A 22106-nucleotide genomic window follows, 5' to 3' on the forward strand; every position below is an offset into this window, starting at 1 on the left:
CCACCTTCGGCCTTAGAGGATGAAATCGCCCTTTATGAAATCGATGGTGGTATCGACGCGGATCGCGAAGTCCGAGACCTTGTCGCCGTTGACGTCGGCGTAGACGTAGGTGTCGCCGCCGGAATTGACGTAGCGGAGTTCGCCGGCCTTGCCGGTAAAGGCGGTTTTCTCGCCGATGAAGGTGAAGGCCTGGTTGCCGGAGGATTTCGTCGATGCGTCGATGGCGGAGAGATCGATCTTGTCGGCCTGGGTGCGCGAGAAATCGTAGATCATGTCCTGGCCGGAGGAAGCCGTGGTCGAGTCCGACAGCGCTGTGAAGACGAAGCGGTCGGCACCCGCCCCGCCATAGAGCTTGTCGGCGCCCGTGCCGCCGGTCAGGATATCGTTGCCGGCCTCGCCTTTCAGGGTGTCGTTGCCGTCAAGGCCGGAGAGCGTGTTGTTGCCGGTATTGCCGGTGATGACATTGGCCAGCGCATTGCCGGTGCCGTTGAGATTGGCCGAGCCCAGGAGGATCAGGTTCTCGATATTGGTGGCGAGCGTCAGGCTGAGCGTGGAGCGGACCGTGTCGGTGCCGGCATTCGCCGCCTCGATGACAACATCGCCGGAGTTGTCGACGTAATAGGTGTCATTGCCGGAACCGCCTTCCATGCGGTCGACGCCGGCGCTACCGTCAAGGCTGTCATTGCCGTCGCCGCCGATCAGCGTGTCGGCGCCCGCGCCACCGTCGAGCATATCATTGCCCGCACCGCCATCGAGCCGGTCGTTGCCGCCGAGGCCGAGGAGCGTGTTGTTGCCCGAATTGCCGGTGATGACATTGGCGAGGCTGTTGCCTGTGCCGGTAAGGTTTCCGCTGCCTGTCAGCACGAGGTTTTCCACCGAGCCGCCGAGGGTGTAGGAGATCGAGGCGCGGACGGTGTCGGTGCCCTGGGCGGCCATTTCCTGGACCTGGTCGCCGGCCGAGTCGACGATGTAGGTATCGTTGCCGAAGCCGCCGAGCATGATGTCGTTGCCGCCGGCCCGTCGAGCGTGTCGTTGCCGCCATAGCCGCGGATGGTCTCGTCGAAGGCGGTGCCTTCAAGCGTCTCGGCCAGAGCGGTGCCCTCGATGTCGGCGGCGAAGACACGCTGGGCGATGCCGGAATCGCTCCCGTCCGGCGTCGCCCATATCACAACCCAGCCACCGCCGGGCAGCGCCGTCACGGAGGGATAGTATTGGGCGCCACCGGTCACGGCGTTCACCAGCGTTTCGGTTCCCACCGCGTTGCCGCTCGCGTCGTAGCGCTGCTGGTAGATATCGTATTCTCCACCACGCTCGGATATCCAGACAGTGACCCAGCCGCCGTCCGCGAGGGCGGCCACCGCCGGCCAGATGTCTTGGTCCGCCGTCGTGGTAGCCACTTGTTGCTCGCCGCCCGCAGCGCTTCCATCGGCCTGAAAGCGCTGCTGGTAAATGTTATCGCCGTCCCCGTCGTCGGAACGCCACGTTACAACCCAGCCACCATCGGAGAGGCCAGTCACAAATGACTGGGACTGCACGTCGGTCGAGGAGGTATTGACACGCTGTATCTGGCCCACGACCGTGCCGTCGGCCGCGAAGCGCAGCTGGCAGATGTCATAATGGCCGGTATCCTCGTTCTCGAAGGTCCAGGCCACGACCCAACCGCCATCAGAGAGCGCTGCGACCCGCGGGAAGGACACCTCGCTGGATGCCGTTACGCCGAGCCGGGTCTCGGCACCGCTGGCAGAACCATCCGCCGCGAAGCGCTGTTGGCAAATGAACTCGTCATTGCCGTCATAGCCGAACCAGGTCGCGACCCAGCCGCCATCAGAGAGCGCAGCGAGAGACACGCTAAGCTCAGACGCACCGGTGGAGGTGCCTGTCCGGACCGCGCCGCCGACCGCCACGCCGTCGGCATCGAAGCGTTGCTGGTAGGCGTTCGGTGGGCTGGTCTGGTCGGCGTACTGCTTCCAGGCGACGACCCAGCCGCCATCGGACAATGCCGTGACATCCGGGTCCTCCTCATATACCGTCGGCGAACTCGTGACCTGAACCTCCCCGCCGATCGCGGCGCCATCGGCGCCGAAACGCTGCATGTAGATGTCGCTGGCAACGTCGTTCTCGCTCATCCATGTCACCAACCAGCCGCCATCGGCGAGCGTCGTGATCTTGGATATTGACTGCCGGTTGTCGGTGGTCTGGTTGACGATGGCCTCGCTGCCACCGGTCGCGTTTGCTGTCATGATCGGGTGCTCCCCTGGTTGGTTCCGTTTCCGGCGAACGCCCCGAACCGGTGGCGAAAGGCCGTTTGTGGTGGACGCTAGAGCGACGACGGCATGCTGTCGCCGTCCATTTTTGATCTGCGGGGGGAAGGTGCGGGAGGAGGTGCCAGGAGCTCTGCGCGCCGTGGGCGAACAGCGCCTGCGAACGCCTGGCACCACAGCACCGTCGCCGGCAGGCCTCCCGACGGGGGGCGTTAACGGACGGCCCGGTGCCGATATTTTGCTCACCTAGAGGATGAAATCGCCCTTCACGAGGTCGATGTTTGCGTCGATGCGGATGGCGAAGTCGGACGCCTTGTCGCCGTTGACGTCGGCGTAGACATAGGTATCGCCGCCGGAATTGACGTAGCGCAGTTCGCCCGCCTTGCCGGAATAGGCCTTCTCGCCGATGAAGGTGAAGGCCTGGTTGCCGGAGCTTTTGGTGCTGGCGTCGATGGCCGAGAGGTCGATCTTGTCGCCCTGGCTGCGGGAGAAGTCGTAGATCATGTCGCGGCTGGTGGAGGAGACGGTGGAGTCAGAGGTCGCGGTGAATATGAAGCGGTCGGCGCCCGCTCCGCCGTAGAGCTTGTCGGCTCCTGCCCCGCCGGTGAGCTGGTCGTTGCCGGCCTCGCCCTTGAGGGTGTCGTTTCCGGCGAGACCTTTAAGGAAGTTGTTGCCGGAGTTGCCGGTGAGCACGTTGGCCGAGGCGTTGCCGTTGCCATTGAGGTTGCCTGAGCCGGAAAGGATCAGGTTCTCTACATTGGTTGCCAGCGTGTGGCTGATCGTCGAGCGGACCGTGTCGGTACCGGCATTCGCCGCCTCGATGACCACATCGCCGGAGTTGTCGACGTAATAGGTATCATTGCCGGAACCGCCTTCCATGCGGTCGGAGCCGGTGCCGCCGTCGAGCCGGTCATCGCCAGCACCGCCATCGATCCGGTCGTTACCCCCGAGACCGAAGAGCGTGTTGTTGCCGGAGTTTCCTGCGATGACGTTGGCGAGGCTGTTGCCGGTGCCGGTGAGGTTGGCGCTGCCTGTCAGCACGAGGTTCTCCACCGAGCCGCCGAGGGTGTAGCTGATCGAGGCGCGGACGGTGTCGGTGCCCTGGGCAGCCATCTCCTGCACCTGGTCGCCGGCGCTATCGACGATGTAGGTGTCATTGCCGAAGCCGCCGAGCATGATGTCGTTGCCGCCTTGGCCCTCGAGTATGTCGTTGCCGCCGTAGCCGCGGATAGTCTCGTCGAAGGCCGTGCCTTCCAGCGTGTCGGCCCGCGCCGTGCCGTCGATGTCGGTGGCGAAGACGCGCTGGTGTATGCCGTAGCCGCGCTCGTCCGACGTTCGCCATGTCACGACCCAGCCGCCGCCGGGCAGCGCCGTCACGGCCGGCGCCAGCTGATAGCCCTCGGTTTCGCCATTCACAAGCGTCTCCGTTCCCACAGCATTGCCTGCCGCATCGTAGCGCTGCTGGTAGATGAGCAAGTCGTCATCGCGCTCGGTGTTCCAGACGGTGACCCAGCCTCCATCGGCAAGCGCCGTCACCGCGAAAGTCGGATCGTCGACCGGCGTTGTGTTGACGCGTTGCTCGGCGCCGTCAGCGCTGCCGTCGGCACGAAAGCGTTGCTGGTAGATGACATCGCCGTCCTCGTCGTTGGAACGCCACATCACCACCCAGCCGCCATCGGACAAACCAGTGACGGACGGCTCGAAGAATGTGTAGGCACCGACGCTCTGCTCCTCGCCCACCATCGAGCCATCCGCTGCGAAGCGCTGCTGGCCAATATCTCGAACTCCGTACTCGCCACTGAAGGTCCAGATCACGACCCAGCCGCCATCGGCCAGCGTGGCGACCTTTGTGCCGTACGGGTCCGAACCGCCGACCCGGGTTTCCAGACCGCTCGCCGTGCCATCGGCGGCGAAGCGCTGCTGGTAGAAGCCTCCTTGATTGGAGAACCAGGTGGCGATCCAGCCGCCGTCGGCGAGCGGCGTGAGGGAGACATCGTACTGGTAGCCGTCGGTCGAGGTGTGGACACGCGACTCGACGCCCACCGCCGTTCCGTCGGCATCGAACCGCTGCTGGTACACGTCATAGTCGTCGGTCTCACCATCGTAGTGCGTCCAGGCGATGACCCACCCACCATCGTCGAGCGCAGTCACCACGGTGCCGAATTGCTCGCCCCCCAAGGTCGTATTGAACTGAACCGCCTCGCCGATCGCCGCGCCGTCGGCGCCGAAACGCTGCATGTAGATGTCATCGTAGTCGACGTCGCCTGACTGAACGGACTCCATCCAGTTCACGATCCAGCCGCCATCCGACAGCAGGGTGACCGACCTTTGTCCCATATAGTCGCTGGTTTGACGAACGATGGTCTCGCTGCCGCCGGTTGCTCTTGCCGTCATGATCCTTCCGCCTCCTGCGCAGTTTTTCTGGGACAGGCGGGCGAGCCGAATGGGGCACGCCCGGGAAGGAGCGTCCTCATACGGCTCGGATGCGGCCTGTCATTGGCGTGGAGGCTAGCGGGACGGCAAAGCGGAGTCGCCGTCCATTTTTGATCGTGGCAGCGCCGAATTCTTCGGCCGGCGTCGGCATGAGCGGGAAGCGGCGCCACCTTCGGCCTTAGAGGATGAAATCGCCCTTTATGAAATCGATGGTGGTATCGACGCGGATCGCGAAGTCCGAGACCTTGTCGCCGTTGACGTCGGCGTAGACGAAGGTATCGCCGTTCTTGTTGACGTAGCGAAGTTCGCCGGCCATGCCGGAATAGGATGCCTCGCCGATGAAGGTGAAGGCCTGGTTGCCGGAACTCTTGGTCGAGGCGTCGATGGCGGAGAGGTCGATGCGGTCGCCCTGGCTGCGGTTGAAGTCGTAGATCATGTCGCGGCCGACGGAGGCAACGGTCGAGTCCGACAGTGTCTTGAAAACTAAGCGGTCGGCGCCCGCTCCGCCGTAGAGCTTGTCGGTGCCCGAACCTCCGAGGAGACGATCGTTGCCGGCATCGCCCCGAAGGGTATCGTTGCCGCCTCCGCCTGATAGCACATCGTTGCCGGCCCCGCCGCTCAGGGCATTCCTACCGGCATTTCCCGATAGCGTGTTGTCGAGAGCGTTGCCTATGCCGGACAGGTTGCCCGCGCCGGTCAGTATCAGGTTTTCGACATTGCCGGTCAGGGCGTAGGAGCGGGAGGCATTGACGGTATCGGTGCCGCCGTTCGCAGCCTCCACCACGACATCGCCGGTATGATCGACATAAAAGGTGTCATTACCTGTGCCGCCGTCCATCCGGTCGGCGCCGGTGCCTCCATCAAGGCTGTCGTTGCCGGCGCCGCCTAGCAGGGTATCGTGTCCCGCACCGCCGCTCAGCCGGTTGTGGCCGCCGTTGCCGGTGATGACGTTGGCGAGGTTGTTTCCCGTGCCGGAGAGACCGGCTGACCCTGTCAGCACGAGGTTCTCGACATTGTCGTCCAGCACGTAGGAAAGGCTTGAGCGTATCGTGTCCGTCCCTTCGCCCGCCTCTTCCTCGATCACGTCCCTGACGTCATCGACAATAAAGGTATCATCGCCCAGCCCGCCGACCATGCGGTCTCCGCCGATGCCGCCCTCCAGTGTATCGTCGCCGGCGCCGCCATGAAGCGTGTCGTTTCCGGCCATGCCGAACAGCCGGTTGTTCCCGGAATTGCCCGTGATGATGTTGGAGCGGCCATTGCCGGTGCCAGCGATATCGGCGGTGCCGGTCAGCACCAGATTTTCCACGGTCTCGGTCAGCGCGTAGGAGATCGACGCCATGACGATATCGTTGCCGCTGCCCGGCTCCTCGACGACGACGTCATCTGCGTTGTCGACATGAAAGGTATCGTCGCCCATGCCGCCGATCATCATGTCGGCGCCCGAATTCCCGTTGAGGACATCATTGCCGGCGCCGCCATCCAGGTGGTCGTTGCCCGGTCCGCCCCAAAAGGTTTCGTCGCCGTCGCCGCCGAGGAGCGTATCGTTGCCGCTACCGCCGATCACTCTGCCGGTGACGGTGCCGGAACGGCCATCATATTTATCATCCCCGCCTCCGAACCACACTTGACCCACTAAGAAGCCAGTGTTGACAAGGCGAATCACTCCCGATCCGTACAAGCCGCTGACGGCCATATGGTTTCCACCTTCGATAACACGGCTGTTGAAGATTTCCAGTACGCTGCCCTCAGGCACCGAATCGACGAAGATCGCCGACCCCAGCGATGTCAGATAACCCGAATTGGTGATCGTCATCGTGACCGGCGGATCGCCAATCGTATACCCTGCGATTACAATGCAGTGCCATCCCGTCACGCTGCCGCTGATCGAGATATTATGATTGCCGGCTTTTAGGGAGATGCCGTAACCGGAATACGCCGTGACCGAGCCACTGATGTCGATATCGGCATCAAGCGTCTGGCCATCCGCCTGACTTATGCCCTGCTGTCCGATCAGCCACCCACTGACGTCGAGACGGCTCCGCGTGCCCTGCATATAGACGGGGATGTCGCGCGATTGCACCGAGACACCGGCGGCGATGACATAGTGATCGCCCGCCTCGGTTTCGATGTACGCGCCGGTGCCGAACCAGTCCGTGTCGATTGTGGTCGTCATCTCGCCCTCCTCAAGTCCGCAACGTCGCGTGTCAGGCGATAGCTAGCCGCGCTGGGTGGAGGTGTCGCCGTCCATTTCTGATAGGCTGAACAGCGAAGACTGCAACAGGTCAGGACAAGGGAAAGCGAGAGGACGCTGCGACCAGGTTATTGTCCCGCCGCGCCACCGTCCGGGATCGGGCCTGCCGGCAGACCGATCTCGGCAAGGGTCCGCATGACGCGGCTACTGGCGTCGAGAAATGCGGGACTCGCGTTCTTGGTCGGCAGGGCAACATTCTCCACGGTGGCGCCGGGACGAAGCGCCATACCCTTCGCCAGCGCAGCACGAGCCTCCTGTTCGCGACCCAGTCTCCAGTGGGCGGCCGCCACCAGCAGGTAGGAGCGACCGGAACCGGGGGTTATCGCGATCGAGCGATTGAGATAGTCGAGCGCCTCCTCGTTGCGATCGAGGAGCAGATTGGCCAGTCCCGCGCCCAGCAGCCAGGTCCATCGGGCCTCGTCAGGCGTGTCGAACAGCTCGGCTTTCAAAAACGTCGAGAGGGCATCATCGAATCGGCCGAGCTGCGTCTGCGTCAGTCCCAGATTGTAAAGCGCGGCTCCATCCCATGGATTGACCGCAAGCGCCTGCGCGCAGGCGACCAGACTGTCGGCGAACTCGTTGGTGACCGTCAGGAGGCGACAATAGGCTCCCAGCACCGCCATGGACTGCGGCCGCTCTCGGAGCGCCTGCTCAAGCAAGGCCCGCGCGTCGCGCTCAGCCTCAGCGCCGGCCTCGGTGTCGTACCAGTTCAGTTGCAGGCCTCGCAATTGCAGCGCCGCGAGGGCGATCTTGAGGTCCACATTGTCGGGATCGGCCGAAAGTTGCTTGGTGAGGATCGCAACCGCCGTCGTGAATCGCTCGCGCGTCGTCTGGTTGATCGATGCGATTGCTTGCACGATGGCAAGATCGCTTGCCGTGGCCCCCGAGCGTCGCCTGCCTTCGGCCTCGTCCCAGGCGTCGAAGCGCTTGGCCAAAGCATAGCCGACACCGGCGGCCAGCCGCGCCCTGAGCTGGCGTCCGTCGCCATCGCTTGCATCCGATATGGTGTCGACAACCGTATCGACCTGGCGGCCCTCGACAGAGATAACCTGCGCCTGGAGGTGCCAGTTTTCGCCATTGCGGTGCAGGTCCAGCCGCACCTCATGCGTGGCGGGGCCGACTTCTCGAGCCGTATCGGCGGATACCAGGTCAACGGACCGGATGGTGGAAAGCCCGCTCAGAAGCTCGCTCGCAATGCCCGAAGCGAGTGTTTCCGATGTCGAGTCGTCCGCTGGGGCCGCTATCGGCAAGATCATCAGAGCCGGTCTGGGCGCCGGAAAGAGATCAGGCAACAGGCTCGGGAGCGGAAGCGCGAACCATGCGACGGGCAGGCCCGCGATGGCCGCGAGAAGGGCAGCAGCCCACGCCTTCGGCAATCGAACAGCTCGTGTTGGAGCGCGAAAGGCCGTCTCGTCAGGCCGCCCCGCCGAAACGTTCGCCGCGAACAGATAGCCACGCCCCGAGACCACCTTGACGATCTGCCGGTCCGTGTCTTCGAGCGCGATCCGGATTTCGCGTATGCACTGGAAGAGACTGTCCTCGCCGACATGGATATCCTTCCAGACGGCCGCAAGAATCTCGTCCTTGGTCAGGATACGGTGACTGTTCGACGCAAGCAGCTTGAGCAGTTCGAACGCTTTGGGTCGAAGTCTGACGAGCGCGCCATCGTCGCGACGCAGTTCCATGCGGTCCGGATCGAGAACGAAACCCGCAAAAAACAACACCGACCCCGAGCCCCTCCAGCCATGAGCGGCCACAATAGTGAGACGGCAGGGATGCCGTCAACCGACAGCACGGCCAACGGCTGAACAGGCAGCCATCAGAAAACTTCAGAAAATCTCAGCCCCGTACCATTGCCTTAGCGCCGGATGGAGGTGCCTCTAGCATCGGCCGATCAAGACCCTTTTGCTCGGCAGATCGCAAGGCAGATCTAGGAACTGGTGGAAATACGTCATGGCATCTTCGCGGACGCCGCAGATCGAGCGAAGTCGAGGGGAACCCATTAGGGCAAGCATCGACGAAATGGTCCGCGATCCCGTATTTCGTGGTGTGATAGATTATCTTGCGAACAGCTTCGTCACGACGCATATGAACGCACCGAGACAGTCGGCGATCTTCGCGACCCAACAACGGTGGCTTTTGTCGCACGTGGCGCTGGGCGAGTACTTTCGCAGTCTCGCGGCGGGCAAGGCCGGCATTACCCGCACCGGCTTCGGCAATCTCGCGCTTCGTAACGCCATCGCCAGCCGTAACACCGCCTATGCGTTCTTTGATGAAGCCCTGAAATACGGAATGATAAGCACGACGGCGGACGGCGATAGTGCCGCACCCACACCCCAGACGCTCGCCCTGCTCTCCCAATGGTACGAGATTCACCTTCACGCCCTTGATCTCTTTGACGACGGGGGGCGTGCCGTCCACTTTCAAGCCGAGCCGCTGGCTCTGCTGTCCCGCATGGGTCCTGAGGTCGCCGGAGGCCTCGTGTCCAATCCGGACATCAGGGCTCCAGGTCCGCTCTACACCATCTTCACATGGTCTGATATCGGCGGCCTTTTGATGGACCGGCTAATATCCGGCATCGACTGGCAGGTTCGTCCGTCGCATGGTGGATACCTGACGGACGTCTCTTCGATCTCCTACCTCGCGCGCAATTTCGGCCTGTCGCGAGCCCACACCAGCCGCAAACTCTCCGCCGCCGAATCCATCGGCGGAATCGGGTGGTCCGGGCCAAGAGGCTATTCGAGAATCTGGATTTCAGCCGACTTCTACGCCGAATATGCACGCGCCCACGCACGCAAGCTGCTGATTGTCGATGCCGCCTACTGGGCCGCCGTAAACAGCTAGTCCTCGATATTCCGCGTCGAGAGACGTACGTGTTCGCCGAATGGTCGGCCTACTGGGCATTGCGATGGAGGGGAAAGCGCCCTACTGGCGCGGAGGATTGGCAGCGCCCATATCCGGACCGCTAAGACTTGAAGGAGTGTCGAGGATGTAGCGGCGGACTCCGCAGCCGCCATGCCGGTCGGACGTTATGGCCGGCCGGATGAATTTGCCGCGGTGGCCGTATTCTCGACCACCGAGAAAGCCATATATGTTACGACGAGCAAGATCAGGGTGGATGGCGGAGCCATAAGATCGCTAACTGCTCGCCCAACAGACCTGTCTTACGGCTCCAGCCCGGCGCAGCGCGCGGTGTTGCGGATATGGGTTTCCATTTCGTGCTTTGCCCGTGAGCCATCATTGGCGCTGAGGGCCGCGATGATCTTGCGGTGCTCGCCGATCGATTCGCGCATGCGCTCGGGATCGGTGATCGGGATCGGCTGACGTTGCGTCTCGGTCACCTGGTCGCGCACGGTCTGATAGAGCGCCTTCAACATGGCATTGGAGCAGGCCGACACGATCACGCCATGGAATTCCAGATCTGCCTCGACATTGGCGAGCAGATCCTGGTTTGCCCAGCAGTCCTCCATCGTCTGCGTCGCCCGCTCCATCTTGTCGAGCTGCAATTGCGTGAGGCGCCCGGCGGACAGCCTGGCGATTTCCCCCTCCAGCAGGATGCGCGTCTGGAAGACGTCGAAGACGGAATAGCTGTCCGAATAGCGCCAGGGCGCCATATGCCCGCTCACGCCTGCGTCGGAGACAGACGGGCTTGCGACAAAGGTCCCCCTGCCCGCCTCCGTCTTCAGGAGCCCTAAGGTTTCCAGCGTCAGCAGCGCTTCACGCAGGGATGCCCGACTGATCCCGAATTTCTGGGAAAACTCCCGCTGCGACGGGATCTTTTCGCCCGGCTTCAACTGCCCGGACTGGATCATGCCCTGGATCTCGCGTGCCACCGATTGCGGCACGAGCGTCTTGTTGAACATGCGGTCCCTTCCCCGGCGGACTGTCTCGAAGCGGCAAGTGTATTTTTTCCGGCCACCCCTTGCCAAGCGGAAAGCAGCATGCTTGTTTGGCCTGACTGGTCTGACCAGTTAGACCAATGTAGATTGAGTCACGTTCAAAAAACAAGGGGAACTCTCATGACACGCTCCACCACAGTCAAGGCGACGCTCCTTGCCGGGCTTCTCGCCGCATTCTCGACCAGCGCCCATGCCGCCGACCTGACGGTCGGTGCCAATATCGGCAATGTCCCATGGGAATTCGAAGACGCCAGCGGCAAGGTCACCGGCTTCGAGGTCGACCTCGTCAACGAAATCGCCAAGCGCCTCGGCAAGACGGTCGAATTCGTCAACACGCCCTTCAACGGCCTTTTCCCGGCCGTTCAGTCAGGCCGCATCAACATGGCGATCTCCTCGATCACCATCACCGAGAAACGTCTCGAATCGGTCTCCTTCGCCCAGCCCTATTATGACAGCGACCAGTCGCTCACGGTCACTGCCGCCTCCGGCATCACGGGTCTGAAGGACATGGGCGACAAGGTTGTCGGCGTCGACACCGGCTCGACCGGCGACATGTGGGCCGAAGCCAACAAGGGCGAGTACAAGCTTGGCGAGATCCGCCGCTTCGAAGGCCTCCAGCCGGCCATGCTCGATCTCGTCGCCGGCCGCATCGATGGCTACATCTCCGACATCCCGGCCCTTCTCTATTACGTCAAGGACAAGCCGGAATTGAAGGTGGTCGAGCGCATCCCGACCGGCGAGAAATACTCGATCATGTTCAACAAGGATGATCCGCTCGCAGCCGAGGTGAACACTGTCATCACCACGCTGAAGCAGGAAGGCTTCATCGCAAAGCTGCACGAGACCTGGTTCGGCGCCAAGGCTGAGGACACGACCTCGACCGTCACCGTCCTCGACATGCCCAAGGCCATGTAAGCTCGAAACGCAACCGGCGGAACGCAAGAGTTCCGCCGGCCTGCCATGGGAGCCGGTCCGGCATGACACTCATCAATACCTTCTTCAATCTCGACGTCCTCATGAACAGCCTTCCGGCTCTTCTCTGGGGTCTCGTGGTCACCCTCCAGATCGGCGTCACCAGCATTCTCGTCGGCCTGGCAGGCGGTCTCCTTCTCGCGGTCACCCGCCTCTATGCGCCCGCCTTCATCAAGCTCCTCATCCGGATCTATATCGACATCTTCCGCTCGATCCCCCTGCTGGTGCTTTTGATCGTCGTCTACTACGCGCTTCCCTTTGTCGGCATTCGCCTCTCGCCCTTCCTGTCGGCGGTCACGGCGCTCTCGCTGGTCTCGGCGGCCTATACGGCAGAAATCTTCCGTGCCGGCATCGAAGCCATCCCGCACGGACAATTCGAGGCGTCGGCAGCACTTGGCCTTTCCAACCGCCACACCATGGTGGACGTGATCCTGCCCCAGGCAATTCGCATCGTCATTCCGCCACTGACGAACAACTGCATCAACGTCATGAAGGACACGGCCCTTGCCTCCGTCGTTGCCATGCCGGATCTCTTGAAGCAGGCCATCCAGGCCCAGGCTCTTGCCGCCAATCCGACCCCGCTGATCGGCGCCGCTCTCATCTATATCGCCCTTCTCTGGCCGATGGTCGCGGTCGTCTCGCGCCTTGAAAAACACTTCAGCCGGGGGAAACGCTGATGACTGCTACCAACGCGCCGCTCATCTCCATCCGCGGCCTCACCAAGGCCTATGGCACCTTCACCGTCCTGCATGGGATAGACCTCGACATCGCCGAGGGAGAAGTCGTCTGCGTCATCGGCCCCTCGGGTTCGGGCAAGTCGACGCTCATCCGCTGCATCAATCATCTGGAAGCCTTCGCGCCGGAAAGCCGCATCACGGTCGATGGCATCACCGTCGAGCCGGGCCCGAGCCTCGCCAAGGTCCGTGCCGAAGTGGGCATGGTCTTCCAGTCCTTCAATCTCTTTCCCCACATGACGGTTCTGAAAAACGTCATGCTCGCTCCCATGCGGGTGCGCGGCACGCCGGAAAAGGAAGCCGAGCGCAAGGCGCGCGAGCTTCTCGCCCGCGTCGGGATTTCAGAGCAGGCGGAGAAGTTCCCCGGCCAGCTCTCCGGCGGTCAGCAGCAACGGGTTGCCATTGCGCGGGCGCTCGCCATGGAGCCGCGGGTGCTGCTTTTCGACGAGCCGACATCGGCACTCGATCCGGAAATGGTCGGCGAAGTGCTCGACGTGATGCGCAAGCTTGCAGGATCCGGCGTCACCATGATCGTCGTGACGCATGAAATGGGCTTTGCCCGTCAGGTTGCCGACCGGGTGGTCTTCATGGATGGCGGCCGTCTGGTCGAAAGCGGACCGCCGGAAGACATCTTCGACAGCCCCAAACACGAACGGACGCGCGGCTTCCTGCGCGCAGTCCTCAACCATTGAACAAGAACAAGACCGGAGGACACCCCGCCATGGCGACCCAAGACCAGAAGGCGCTCGATCTCGATTATGTGCGAAGCCAATTCCCGGGGCTTTCCCGTGGATGGACCTTCTTCGACAATGCCGGTGGGTCGCAGATCCTCAAAAGCGCCGTCGAACGCATGAACACGTTCCTCTATGAAAAGAATGTCCAGATCGGCGGCTCCTACGAGGTTTCGCAAGCGGCAGCGGCAGCCCTTTACGAGGCCCGCACGGCCGCCATGCATCTCGTCAATGCCAACCGGCCTGAAGAAATCGTCTTCGGCAATTCGACGACCGCACTCCTGCAGAACCTGGCGCGCGCCATGCACAGCCAGCTGTCACCGGGGGACGAAATCATCATCACGGTCTCGGATCATGAATCCAATATCGGTCCCTGGGATCGCCTGCAGGAACGCGGCGTGGTGCTGAAGATCTGGCCCCTCAACAAGGAGACCCTGACGCTCGACCTTGCTGATCTCGGCGCCCTCATGACCGAGAAAACCAGGCTGGTCTGTGTCACCCATTGCTCGAACCTTCTGGGCTCGATCAATCCGATCCGCGAGATCGCCGATTTCGTACATGCCCGTGGGGCAAAGATCTGCGTCGATGCCGTCGCCTATGCCCCGCATCGCGCCGTCGACGTTCAGGCCTTCGACGTGGATTACTATGTCTTCAGCCTCTACAAGACCTATGGGCCGCATTACGCGCTGATGTACGGCAAGTACGATCTGCTCCTCGCGCTCGACCCGCTCTATCACTACTTCTACGGTTACGACAAAGTCCCCGGCAAGCTCGAGCCCGGTAACCCGAACTACGAGCTCGCCTATTCGACCTGCGGGATCTTCGACTATCTCGTTTCACTCGGCGAACAGGCCGGCGAAACTGGAACGATCCGGCAGAAGATCGAAGCGGCCTATGGCGCGATCACCTTTCAGGAAGACGCGCTGACTGAGCGCCTGCTCACCTATCTGCGGTCACGCAACGACTGCATGATCGTCGGCCAATCCGTGAACAGGGAGAGCCAGCGCGTACCGACCATCGCCTTCCGCTTCGATGGACGCGAGGCGGCCGACCTCTGCAAGGCGATGGACGCGGAAAAGATCGCCATGCGCTTCGGCGACTTTCACTCTCGCCGGCTAGCCGAATATCTCGGCCTCACCGACCACGGCGGCATGCTGCGCGTCTCCATGGTCCACTACAACACGATCGAGGAAGTCGATCGCTTCACGGCTGCTCTCGACCGCATTCTGGCTGGAGAAGCGGGCATGGCAAAGGCCAGCTGAGGGCCAACACGAAAGGATGGATGGGATGCGCTTCGATACGGTGATCCGCAACGGAACGGTGGTGACAGCGAGCGATACCTTCGTCAGCGATGTCGGCATCAAGGACGGCCGGATCACGGCGCTCGCGAACGGTCTGACAGAGGCCGATGACGTCATCGACGCCACCGGCCTCTTCGTGCTCCCCGGCGGCATCGACAGCCACGTCCATCTCGACCAACCCTCCGGCGAGGGCATTGTCATGGCCGATGACTTCGACAGTGGCACACGCTCGGCCGCCATCGGCGGCAACAGCACGGTGCTTGCCTTTTGCATGCAGGAAAAGGGGCAGTCCCTGCGCGAGGCACTCAAGGTTTATCACGCCAAGGCCGAGGGCAAGTGTCATATCGACGTCTCCTTCCACCTGGTGATCACGGATCCCACGGCGGACGTGCTCGGCCAGGAACTGCCGGCACTGGTGGAGGATGGCTATACGTCGCTCAAGGTCTTCATGACCTATGAGGGCCTGCGCCTGCGCGATGACGAGATCCTGGCAACGCTGGACACCGCACGCCGCACCGGGGCTCTGGTCATGGTCCACTGCGAGAACGAAGACGCCATCCGCTATCTCATCGGCCGCCACGAGGAAGAGGGGAGACTCGCGCCGAAGTACCACGCCACGACCCGGCCCGTCGCGGCAGAACGCGAGGCGACCCACCGCGCACTCTCGCTTGCCGAAATCGTCGATGTCCCGATCGTCATCGTGCATGTCTCCAATCGCGAAGCGATGGAAGAAATTCGCCGGGCCCGTCAGCGCGGCCAGAAAATCGCCGGCGAGACCTGCCCGCAATACTTGATGCTGACTGCAGATGATCTGGACCTCGAAGGCCTGGATGGCGCGAAATACGTTTGCTCACCGCCGCCGCGTGACAAGGCGAGCCAGGACGCCTGCTGGGAGGGGATCGAACAGGGCGTTTTCGACCTCTTTTCCTCCGATCACTGCCCCTTCCGCTTCGATGATCCGCAAGGCAAGCTGAACGAGAAGGGCAAGCGTCATTTCCGCTGGATCCCGAACGGCATTCCCGGCGTGGGAACCCGTCTGCCGATCCTCTTTTCCGAAGGCGTGATGAAAGGCCGGATCGACATCAACCATTTCGTCGCGGTCACATCGACCAACCATGCGAAGCTCTACGGCATGTATCCGCAGAAGGGCACGATCGCGATCGGATCGGACGCTGACATCGCGCTTTGGGATCCGAGAAAGAAGGTCACCCTGACCAACGAGATCCTCCAGCACGGCGCCGACTACACCCCTTACGAGGGGCTGGAGATCACCGGCTGGCCCGTGCGCCTGCTGGTTCGAGGCCAGACGATCATGGAACGCGGCGCTGTCGTGGACGCCGGGCAAGGACAGTACCAGAGCCGCAAGCGCTCGAACTTGATTGCGGACACCACTGCGGTTGCCTCATTAAGCCCTTGATATCTGGTCTGCGCCGCTCCGCTGCAGCCCCACAAAATCTAAACCATCGCTTCCGCTTCAATCTCGACTTCGTAATCGCCGACCAAAGCGCCGGCCTCGATCAGAGTGTTCGCCGGAAGCACGTCGGCGAAGAAGCGCCCATGCGCTCGCGAGACCGGCTCCCACTGTGACGCATCCTTGAGATAGATGCGCGTGCGGACGACGTCCTCCATCTTCCCGCCGAGACCAGAGATGGAAGCCGCTATCTTGTCGAGAATATAGGTCGCCTGCGCGCCCGGATCACCAGGCGCCACACAACGGTTGCTGCCATGGGTTGCCGTGGTCCCCGATACCAGGATCCTGTCCCCGACCCGCACAGCCCGGCTGTAACCGGCAAGCGGCTCCCATATGCTTCCGGAGGAAACCCGGAGGCGATCCTCGCGCCCCGGCACCGGAACTGCCGTGTAGACGGACGGGATCGCGTCGAGGTGATGGCTGAGGTCGCCGGATGCGGTCAAGAAGGGCGGCTTGCGATATTCATCGCCGCAATCGCCGGGAATCGGCGTGGCTTTGGCGAAGGCACTGTCGAGCAGGTCCCGGTCCTCCGTGTCCAGTTCAAAGCCAAAGACCTTCAGGTTGTCGTTGCGATGCTCGTTTTCACCGAGCCGGGCCCCGATGATCGTGGCGGCAACCGCCGGGTGTTCGAGAACCCAGCGGCTGGCGACATTCGAGATCGAGACCCCGTGTTTGCGGGCGATCGTGGATGCCGCCCTGAGAATACCCTGATAGACGCTCCATCCGCCGGCCGTATCGATGAAGCGCTTGTATTTCGAACGGCTCCAGTCGGAGATCGTTTCCGGCTTAGGCTGATTGAGCCATTTCTCCGACAGGAAGCCGCCGCAGAGGGTACCATAGGCCAGGAGCTTCACCCCACGCTTGAGGCACAGCGTCGATAGATCGCCAGCGGCGCGCCTGTCGATCAGGGAGAATGAGACCTGATTGCTGGCGATCTCGATCCCGTCAGACAGTGCAAGATTGAGATGCGCTGCGTCGAAATTCGTTAGGCCAAGAGCGCCGATCAGGCCTTCTTCTTTCATCGCCTGCATTTCATGCAGGGCATCAAGCCAGGCCGGATGTTCGAATGTCCACCAGTGGAACTGCAGAAGATCGACCTTGTCGACGCCAAGGCGGGCAAGTCGGTCCTCCACGCCCCGTCGCACCACGTCGCGCGTCATCGGACCAGGCTCGGGGCACCATTTGGTAAACGCCACCGGCCGCTTCTCGCCCGTGGCATAGCGCTTCAGGAGATGGCCGGTGATGATCTCTGCCGATCCGTAATGATCGGCCATGTCGAAACTGTCGAACCCCGCCTCCGTATAAGCCTGCAGGGCATTGGCCCCTTCTTCCGGATCGACCGTGGCGCCGTTCTTTTCGATATCGGCAACTTGCCAGAGGCCGCAGACGAGACGGCTGATCGACAGGTCAGGCGTGAGCGCGATACGTTCGGGATGCTGGGACACGGCGTGATTCCTTGGTGATCAGGGTTGTTTGGTGCGGCTGAGGCGCGCAAGCGGGCTCACCTCGCCGAACAGGCCGCGCGGGCGAAGCAACAGCATCAGGCAGAGCCCCAGGCCGATTGCGACGATCTGCAAGGCGGCAGCGCGCGCCTGCTCCTCGGGCGGCACGAAGGCGGAGACGGCAGCGGCCGTCAGAGCCCAGAGCCCCCAGACCAGAATGGCGCCGGCAATCGCTCCGCGATTGTTGCCCGAGCCGCCGACGATCAGCATGGCCCAGACCTGGAAGGTGAGCACCGGCATATAGTTGTCGGGTGCGATAAAGCCGATGAAATGGGCCTGGGCAGCGCCAGCAAGGCCCATGATCGCACCGCCGAGGGTAAAGGCTTGCAGGCGGAAGCGAACGGGTCGCTTGCCAAGCGCCTGAGCGGCCGTCTCGTCTTCGCGGATCGCCCGCAAGACGCGTCCCCAGGGGCTGCGCGACAAGTGCTGCAGACCGAGATAGAGCACCAGCACAACGAGCGCCATGAGAGCGCAGTTGGCGAGACTGAAAAGCAGCGCATCGCCCTGCAGATCGGCAAAGGGACGCGGAATGAAGCCAATCCCGAAGGCTCCGCCGGTCACGCTCTGAAGATTGAGCATGCAGAGCTGTACAGTAACGGCGACGCCGAAGGTAGCGATTGCGAGATAATCGGATCTCAGCCGGATCGTCAGCGCACCGACAGCCCAAGACAGCGCTCCCGCGACGATGGCGGCCCCAAGCCAGCCAACAGCAATCGGCAGTCCGAAACCGCCAAATCGTTCCGCAGTATCAGGAGTGGTGAGGATGGCCGACGTATAGGCCCCGACCGCGACGAAGGCCGCGATGCCGACATTGAACAGGCCTGTCATGCCCCACTGGATATTCAGCCCCAGGCAAATGATCGCATAGGTCAATGCCATGGTGAGGAAGAAGGCGCCATAGGCGATTAGATCGATGCTCATGCCGCTTTTCCAAAAAGGCCGCGGGGCCGGACGAGAAGGACCGCAATCAGGATGGCAAAGGAGACTGCCGCACGCCATTCTGCGCCAATGAGCTGGACCGTGAAGGCCTCGGCGAGGCCGATCAGCAGGCCGGCGATCATGGCACCGGGGACCGAACCGATACCGCCGAGGATCGCGGCTGCAAACAAGGGCAGCAGCAGGTCATGCCCGAGATAGGGGCGGATCTGGATGATCAGCCCGCTCATGATACCGGCGATACAGGCCAGTGCTGCACCAAGAAACCAGGCGGTCCGGATGACCCGGCGGACATCGATTCCGGCAATACCGGCAAGGCCCGGGTTCTCGCTGACAGCGCGCATCGCCCGACCGATATCGGTTCGCGTCATGACGAGGTGAACGGTGACGACCGAAATCAGCGCCACGGCCAGCATGGCCAACTGGTCCGGCGTCGCTCTGAGGCCCAGGCCGAGCTTCATGGCGATCTGCAGCGCCTGGCTGAAATAGGCGGGTTTCGAGGTAAACAGGAATTCGAGCAGACTGCGCAGTGCAAGCGATGCACCGAAGCTTGCCATCACCATGATGATGATGGCGCTGCCGCGTCGCCGGAAGCTCGAGAACAGTGCCGCATCCACCGCCCGCGCAAGAAGCCCCGTCAGTGCGATGGCGAGGAGCGCTGCGATCGGAAGCGACCAACCAAATGAGAACGGCCCGAGCGGCGTCGTCATCCCGGCCCCGAGCACGCCGAGGGCACTGCTGATGCCGAGTGCGAGATAGGCGCCCCAGGATAAGAGCTCGCCATGGGCGAAATTGGCAAAGCGGAGGATCGAGTAAGTCAGGGTAACGCCGACGGCCCCCAGCCCGATGATTGCGCCTGCAATCAGCCCGTCCATCAGGAATTGCGGGTTCATCTCGACACTCCCTTGGCTGCACGGCCCGTGGTACCGAGATAGATCTGCCCGATCAGCGGATCATCGGCGAGCTCCGCCGGTGTGCCCTCGTGCCGAATAACGCCCTCGGCGAGGATCACGGCACGGTCGGCAATCGCCATGGCCGCCTTCACGTTCTGCTCGACCAGAATGATCGTCACGCCCTCGCCATTGATACGCTTGAGCATGGAAAAGACTTCGCCGACGATTTTGGGGGAAAGACCGGCAGATGGTTCATCGAGGATCAGCACCGGCGGATCAAGGGTCAGTGCCCGCGCCACGGCCAGCATCTGCCGCTGACCACCGGAGAGCGCCCCGGCAAGGCGTTTCGGCTGGATTGCGAGATCGGGAAAACGGGTCAACATCGTCTCGATGGCAAGGCGGCGCGCGTTTTTCGGCAGCAGGGAAACCGCGATTTGCAGGTTCTCCAGAATGCTCATGCTGGCAAAGACATTGTCCGTCTGCGGCACGAAGGCCAGGCCTTCCGCCACTTTCCGATGGGGCGCGACGTCCGTAATGTCCCGCCCGGCAAGGTGGATCCGGCCCGAATGCACAGGCACCATGCCGGCGATCGCCTTGACGAAGGTGGACTTGCCCGCACCGTTCGGGCCAAGAAGCACGACGAGTTCGCCCCGTGCGACCGCAAGATCGACGCCGCGAACGATGGGAAGATCCGGTTCGTAGCCTGCGACCAGCGCCGAGGTTGCAAGAACGGCGTCTGTCATGCACCACCACCGAGATAGGCTTCGATGACTGCGGGATTGGCGGAAACGTCCGCCGGTGATCCCTCGGCCAGCAGCTTGCCGAGCGCCATGGCGATGACGCGCGAGCAGAGCCTGGATACCATGTCCATGTTGTGTTCGATGAGCAGTATGGACTTGCCCTCCGCGTTCAGCGCCAGCACACGATCCATGATCACCTCGAGCAAGGCGGGGTTTACGCCGGCGGCCGGTTCATCGAGCAGGATCACTTGCGGGTCGGCCATCAGGACGCGCGCCAGTTCCAGAAGCTTGCGTTGGCCACCGGACAAGACGCGGGCGGGCTCGTGGGCAAGCCGCGATAGCGTGACGAACTCGAGCATGACATGCGCCTTTTCAAGCGCCGCCTTCTCTTCGCGGCGCACCAGGCTTGGCCGGAGAAAATTGGAAAACAGCCGTTCTCCCGTCTGCTTCTGAGCGCCGACCAGTACGTTTTCCAGCACGCTCATTTCGGAGAATGGGCGTGGGATCTGGAAGGTCCGTGCGACCCCATGCGCGATGCGCTGCTCGGGCGCTTGGCTGGAAACGTCCTGCCCCTCGATGAAGATCCGGCCGGCGCTGGGCTTGAGGCTACCAGCTAACAGATTGAACATGGTGGTCTTACCCGCACCATTCGGACCGATCAGGCCGAGAATCTCTCCCTTGGCGAGCTGCAGCGACATGTCGGAAACCACGGTCAGCCCGTCAAAATGCTTCGTGACTTGCCGCGCTTCGATGGCTGGCGATGACGAGGCCGTCGGAAGGGACGCGGGTGATGGGGGCTGCACGACTGTCGCTTCCAAAATGAGCCTTGATTTGATCCGTGATGTTTGATCAAACTTGACGCAGACGCGAAAATCAACCGATATTTCCGGGGAGTTGAGGCGGAATGACGGATACGGTCGCCCAGTCGGATGATCTGCTGACGCCTGTCGGGCGAGAGACGCTACAGGATCGCGTCTACGAGCAGTTGCGCCGCACCCTGATCAATGGCGGCTTTGCAGCAGGCGACATGCTGCGGATCGTCGACATGGCGGACCGCCTGAAGACCAGCACCATGCCGGTACGCGAAGCGCTGGGTCGCCTTGTCTCCGAACAGGCGCTGGAGGCTCTGCCCAATCGCACCGTCAGGGTCCCTCTGATCACCCGTGACCGTCTCGATGACCTGGAGCGCGCCCGCATCCTGATCGAGGGGCGTCTGGTGGCGCTCGCCTGTAATCGACTGACGGCGGAAGACATCAAAAGCCTGAAACAGATTAACCGGGATTGCGAGGCGGCCTTTAAGCGGCATGGCCAGGACGTCGGCCCCGTCACCTCTGAAATCAATCATCGCTTCCATTTCCACATCTATCGCGCTGCCTCTTCGCGTGTGCTGATCCCGATGGTCGAGAGCCTTTGGCTCCAGTCCGGCCCGGTGGTCCGGGCCGCTGCTCATATCCATGACGAACAAGGTGGCCTTGCCGCGACGAACCACCACTGGACGCTGATCGCAGCTCTCGAAGCACGCGATGAGGAGGCTGCCGTGGACGCGCTTTCCAACGACATCGGACGCTCCTTCGATCTCGTGCGAGGGCGCCTCGACGCCGGCGACGAAGCAGCGTGAGGGAAATCGATGGGCGCTAAAGACGATACCTTCGAGCTCTTTGATCTGCGTGTCGAGGTGGTGATCCCCGAAGTTGGAGCCGTCTACTGCGGCGCCAAGCCAGGCGATTATTTCGAGCTGCAGGGCGAGATGCTTTATCTCCCGCCAGGACAGGGCATCTCGATTTACTCCCTCGCCTCCGTGCTCCCCCTTCTCGCCGCCAAGCAACGTCCCACCCATGCGCATGACTGGATGACAACGGACGCGGAGATCGCCTGTCCGGATCCCAACTGCTCCACCCGATTGCGAATTCGGCGCACCGGGCTTCGCCAGTTCAGCCATGCCGCCACGACAGCCGTGCCCCTCGAAGGAAAAGAGTAAC

19 protein-coding genes are annotated in these 22106 nt (G+C 62.5%); 8 read left to right on the forward strand and 11 right to left on the reverse strand.

All coding sequences use genetic code 11. The features are described from left to right. Positions 1–12 precede the first annotated feature (12 nt). The 5 genes from J5J10_RS22335 to J5J10_RS01610 all read right to left on the reverse strand — a co-directional run bounded on the left by J5J10_RS22335 (position 13) and on the right by J5J10_RS01610 (position 8672). On the reverse strand, positions 13–936 hold the full coding sequence (locus tag J5J10_RS22335) for a calcium-binding protein (RefSeq protein ID WP_282959995.1): 924 nt from the start codon (positions 934–936) through the stop codon (positions 13–15). Beyond that, on the reverse strand, positions 858–2240 hold the full coding sequence (locus tag J5J10_RS22340; RefSeq protein ID WP_249116645.1) for a hypothetical protein: 1383 nt from the start codon (positions 2238–2240) through the stop codon (positions 858–860). The genes J5J10_RS22335 and J5J10_RS22340 overlap by 79 nt, the downstream gene beginning before the upstream one ends. A 267-nt stretch (positions 2241–2507) precedes the next feature. Further along, positions 2508–4655 (reverse strand): calcium-binding protein, encoded by a 2148-nt coding sequence (locus J5J10_RS01600; protein WP_211928540.1) that lies wholly within the window; start codon positions 4653–4655, stop codon positions 2508–2510. 217 nt (positions 4656–4872) lie between these two features. Beyond that, positions 4873–6870 carry a calcium-binding protein gene (locus J5J10_RS01605; RefSeq protein WP_249116646.1) on the reverse strand — a complete coding sequence of 666 codons (1998 nt, stop codon included), beginning with the start codon at positions 6868–6870 and terminating at the stop codon, positions 4873–4875. A 146-nt stretch (positions 6871–7016) separates the two neighbouring features. Then, a complete protein-coding gene (locus tag J5J10_RS01610) occupies positions 7017–8672 on the reverse strand; it encodes a winged helix-turn-helix domain-containing protein (RefSeq protein ID WP_208552921.1) in 1656 nt (551 codons plus the stop codon). 229 nt (positions 8673–8901) lie between these two features. On the opposite strand from J5J10_RS01610, the gene J5J10_RS01615 reads away from it, so the two are divergent. Further along, complete coding sequence (locus tag J5J10_RS01615; RefSeq protein WP_208552919.1) at positions 8902–9792, forward strand: hypothetical protein; 891 nt, start codon at positions 8902–8904, stop codon at positions 9790–9792. A 320-nt stretch (positions 9793–10112) separates the two neighbouring features. Here J5J10_RS01615 and J5J10_RS01620 read toward each other — a convergent pair whose 3' ends face one another. Next, complete coding sequence (locus J5J10_RS01620) at positions 10113–10811, reverse strand: FCD domain-containing protein (protein ID WP_211928541.1); 699 nt, start codon at positions 10809–10811, stop codon at positions 10113–10115. A 156-nt stretch (positions 10812–10967) separates the two neighbouring features. On the opposite strand from J5J10_RS01620, the gene J5J10_RS01625 reads away from it, so the two are divergent. The 5 genes from J5J10_RS01625 (at position 10968) to hydA (ending at position 16002) form a co-directional block, all read left to right on the forward strand. Next, complete coding sequence (locus tag J5J10_RS01625; RefSeq protein ID WP_211928542.1) at positions 10968–11762, forward strand: ABC transporter substrate-binding protein; 795 nt, start codon at positions 10968–10970, stop codon at positions 11760–11762. A 62-nt stretch (positions 11763–11824) separates the two neighbouring features. Continuing rightward, positions 11825–12496 (forward strand): amino acid ABC transporter permease, encoded by a 672-nt coding sequence (locus tag J5J10_RS01630; protein ID WP_211928543.1) that lies wholly within the window; start codon positions 11825–11827, stop codon positions 12494–12496. Further along, entirely contained in the window at positions 12496–13245 is a 750-nt protein-coding gene (locus J5J10_RS01635; protein ID WP_211928544.1) for an amino acid ABC transporter ATP-binding protein, read from the forward strand. The genes J5J10_RS01630 and J5J10_RS01635 overlap by 1 nt, the downstream gene beginning before the upstream one ends. Before the next feature lie 29 nt (positions 13246–13274). Further along, positions 13275–14546: a cysteine desulfurase-like protein gene (locus tag J5J10_RS01640; RefSeq protein WP_211928545.1), complete on the forward strand. Its 1272-nt coding sequence runs from the start codon at positions 13275–13277 to the stop codon at positions 14544–14546. A gap of 25 nt (positions 14547–14571) precedes the next feature. Then, positions 14572–16002 (forward strand): dihydropyrimidinase, encoded by a 1431-nt coding sequence (gene hydA, locus J5J10_RS01645; RefSeq protein ID WP_211928546.1) that lies wholly within the window; start codon positions 14572–14574, stop codon positions 16000–16002. Positions 16003–16040: 38 nt separating this feature from the next. Here hydA and J5J10_RS01650 read toward each other — a convergent pair whose 3' ends face one another. From J5J10_RS01650 to J5J10_RS01670, 5 genes are read right to left on the reverse strand one after another with little or no spacing between them, the layout of a single operon-like run. Then, complete coding sequence (locus J5J10_RS01650; RefSeq protein WP_211928547.1) at positions 16041–17501, reverse strand: aldo/keto reductase; 1461 nt, start codon at positions 17499–17501, stop codon at positions 16041–16043. An 18-nt stretch (positions 17502–17519) separates the two neighbouring features. Beyond that, the gene (locus tag J5J10_RS01655) at positions 17520–18479 is read right to left on the reverse strand and encodes a branched-chain amino acid ABC transporter permease (protein ID WP_211928548.1); all 960 of its coding nucleotides are present in this window, start codon (positions 18477–18479) and stop codon (positions 17520–17522) included. After that, a complete protein-coding gene (locus tag J5J10_RS01660; RefSeq protein ID WP_211928549.1) occupies positions 18476–19387 on the reverse strand; it encodes a branched-chain amino acid ABC transporter permease in 912 nt (303 codons plus the stop codon). The genes J5J10_RS01655 and J5J10_RS01660 overlap by 4 nt, the downstream gene beginning before the upstream one ends. Then, on the reverse strand, positions 19384–20130 hold the full coding sequence (locus J5J10_RS01665) for an ABC transporter ATP-binding protein (protein WP_211928550.1): 747 nt from the start codon (positions 20128–20130) through the stop codon (positions 19384–19386). Before J5J10_RS01665 ends, J5J10_RS01660 begins: the two co-directional genes overlap by 4 nt. Further along, entirely contained in the window at positions 20127–20930 is an 804-nt protein-coding gene (locus J5J10_RS01670; RefSeq protein ID WP_211928551.1) for an ABC transporter ATP-binding protein, read from the reverse strand. The genes J5J10_RS01665 and J5J10_RS01670 overlap by 4 nt, the downstream gene beginning before the upstream one ends. 101 nt (positions 20931–21031) lie before the next feature. On the opposite strand from J5J10_RS01670, the gene J5J10_RS01675 reads away from it, so the two are divergent. Next, positions 21032–21745, forward strand: a complete 714-nt coding sequence (locus tag J5J10_RS01675) for a GntR family transcriptional regulator (RefSeq protein WP_211928552.1) — start codon at positions 21032–21034, stop codon at positions 21743–21745. Positions 21746–21754: 9 nt separating this feature from the next. Beyond that, positions 21755–22105, forward strand: coding sequence for a TIGR04076 family protein (locus J5J10_RS01680; RefSeq protein ID WP_211928553.1), 351 nt, complete (start codon positions 21755–21757; stop codon positions 22103–22105). Position 22106: the final 1 nt, after the last annotated feature.

This window comes from Ciceribacter sp. L1K23, assembly GCF_018122705.1.
Taxonomy (GTDB): Bacteria; Pseudomonadota; Alphaproteobacteria; order Rhizobiales; family Rhizobiaceae; genus Allorhizobium.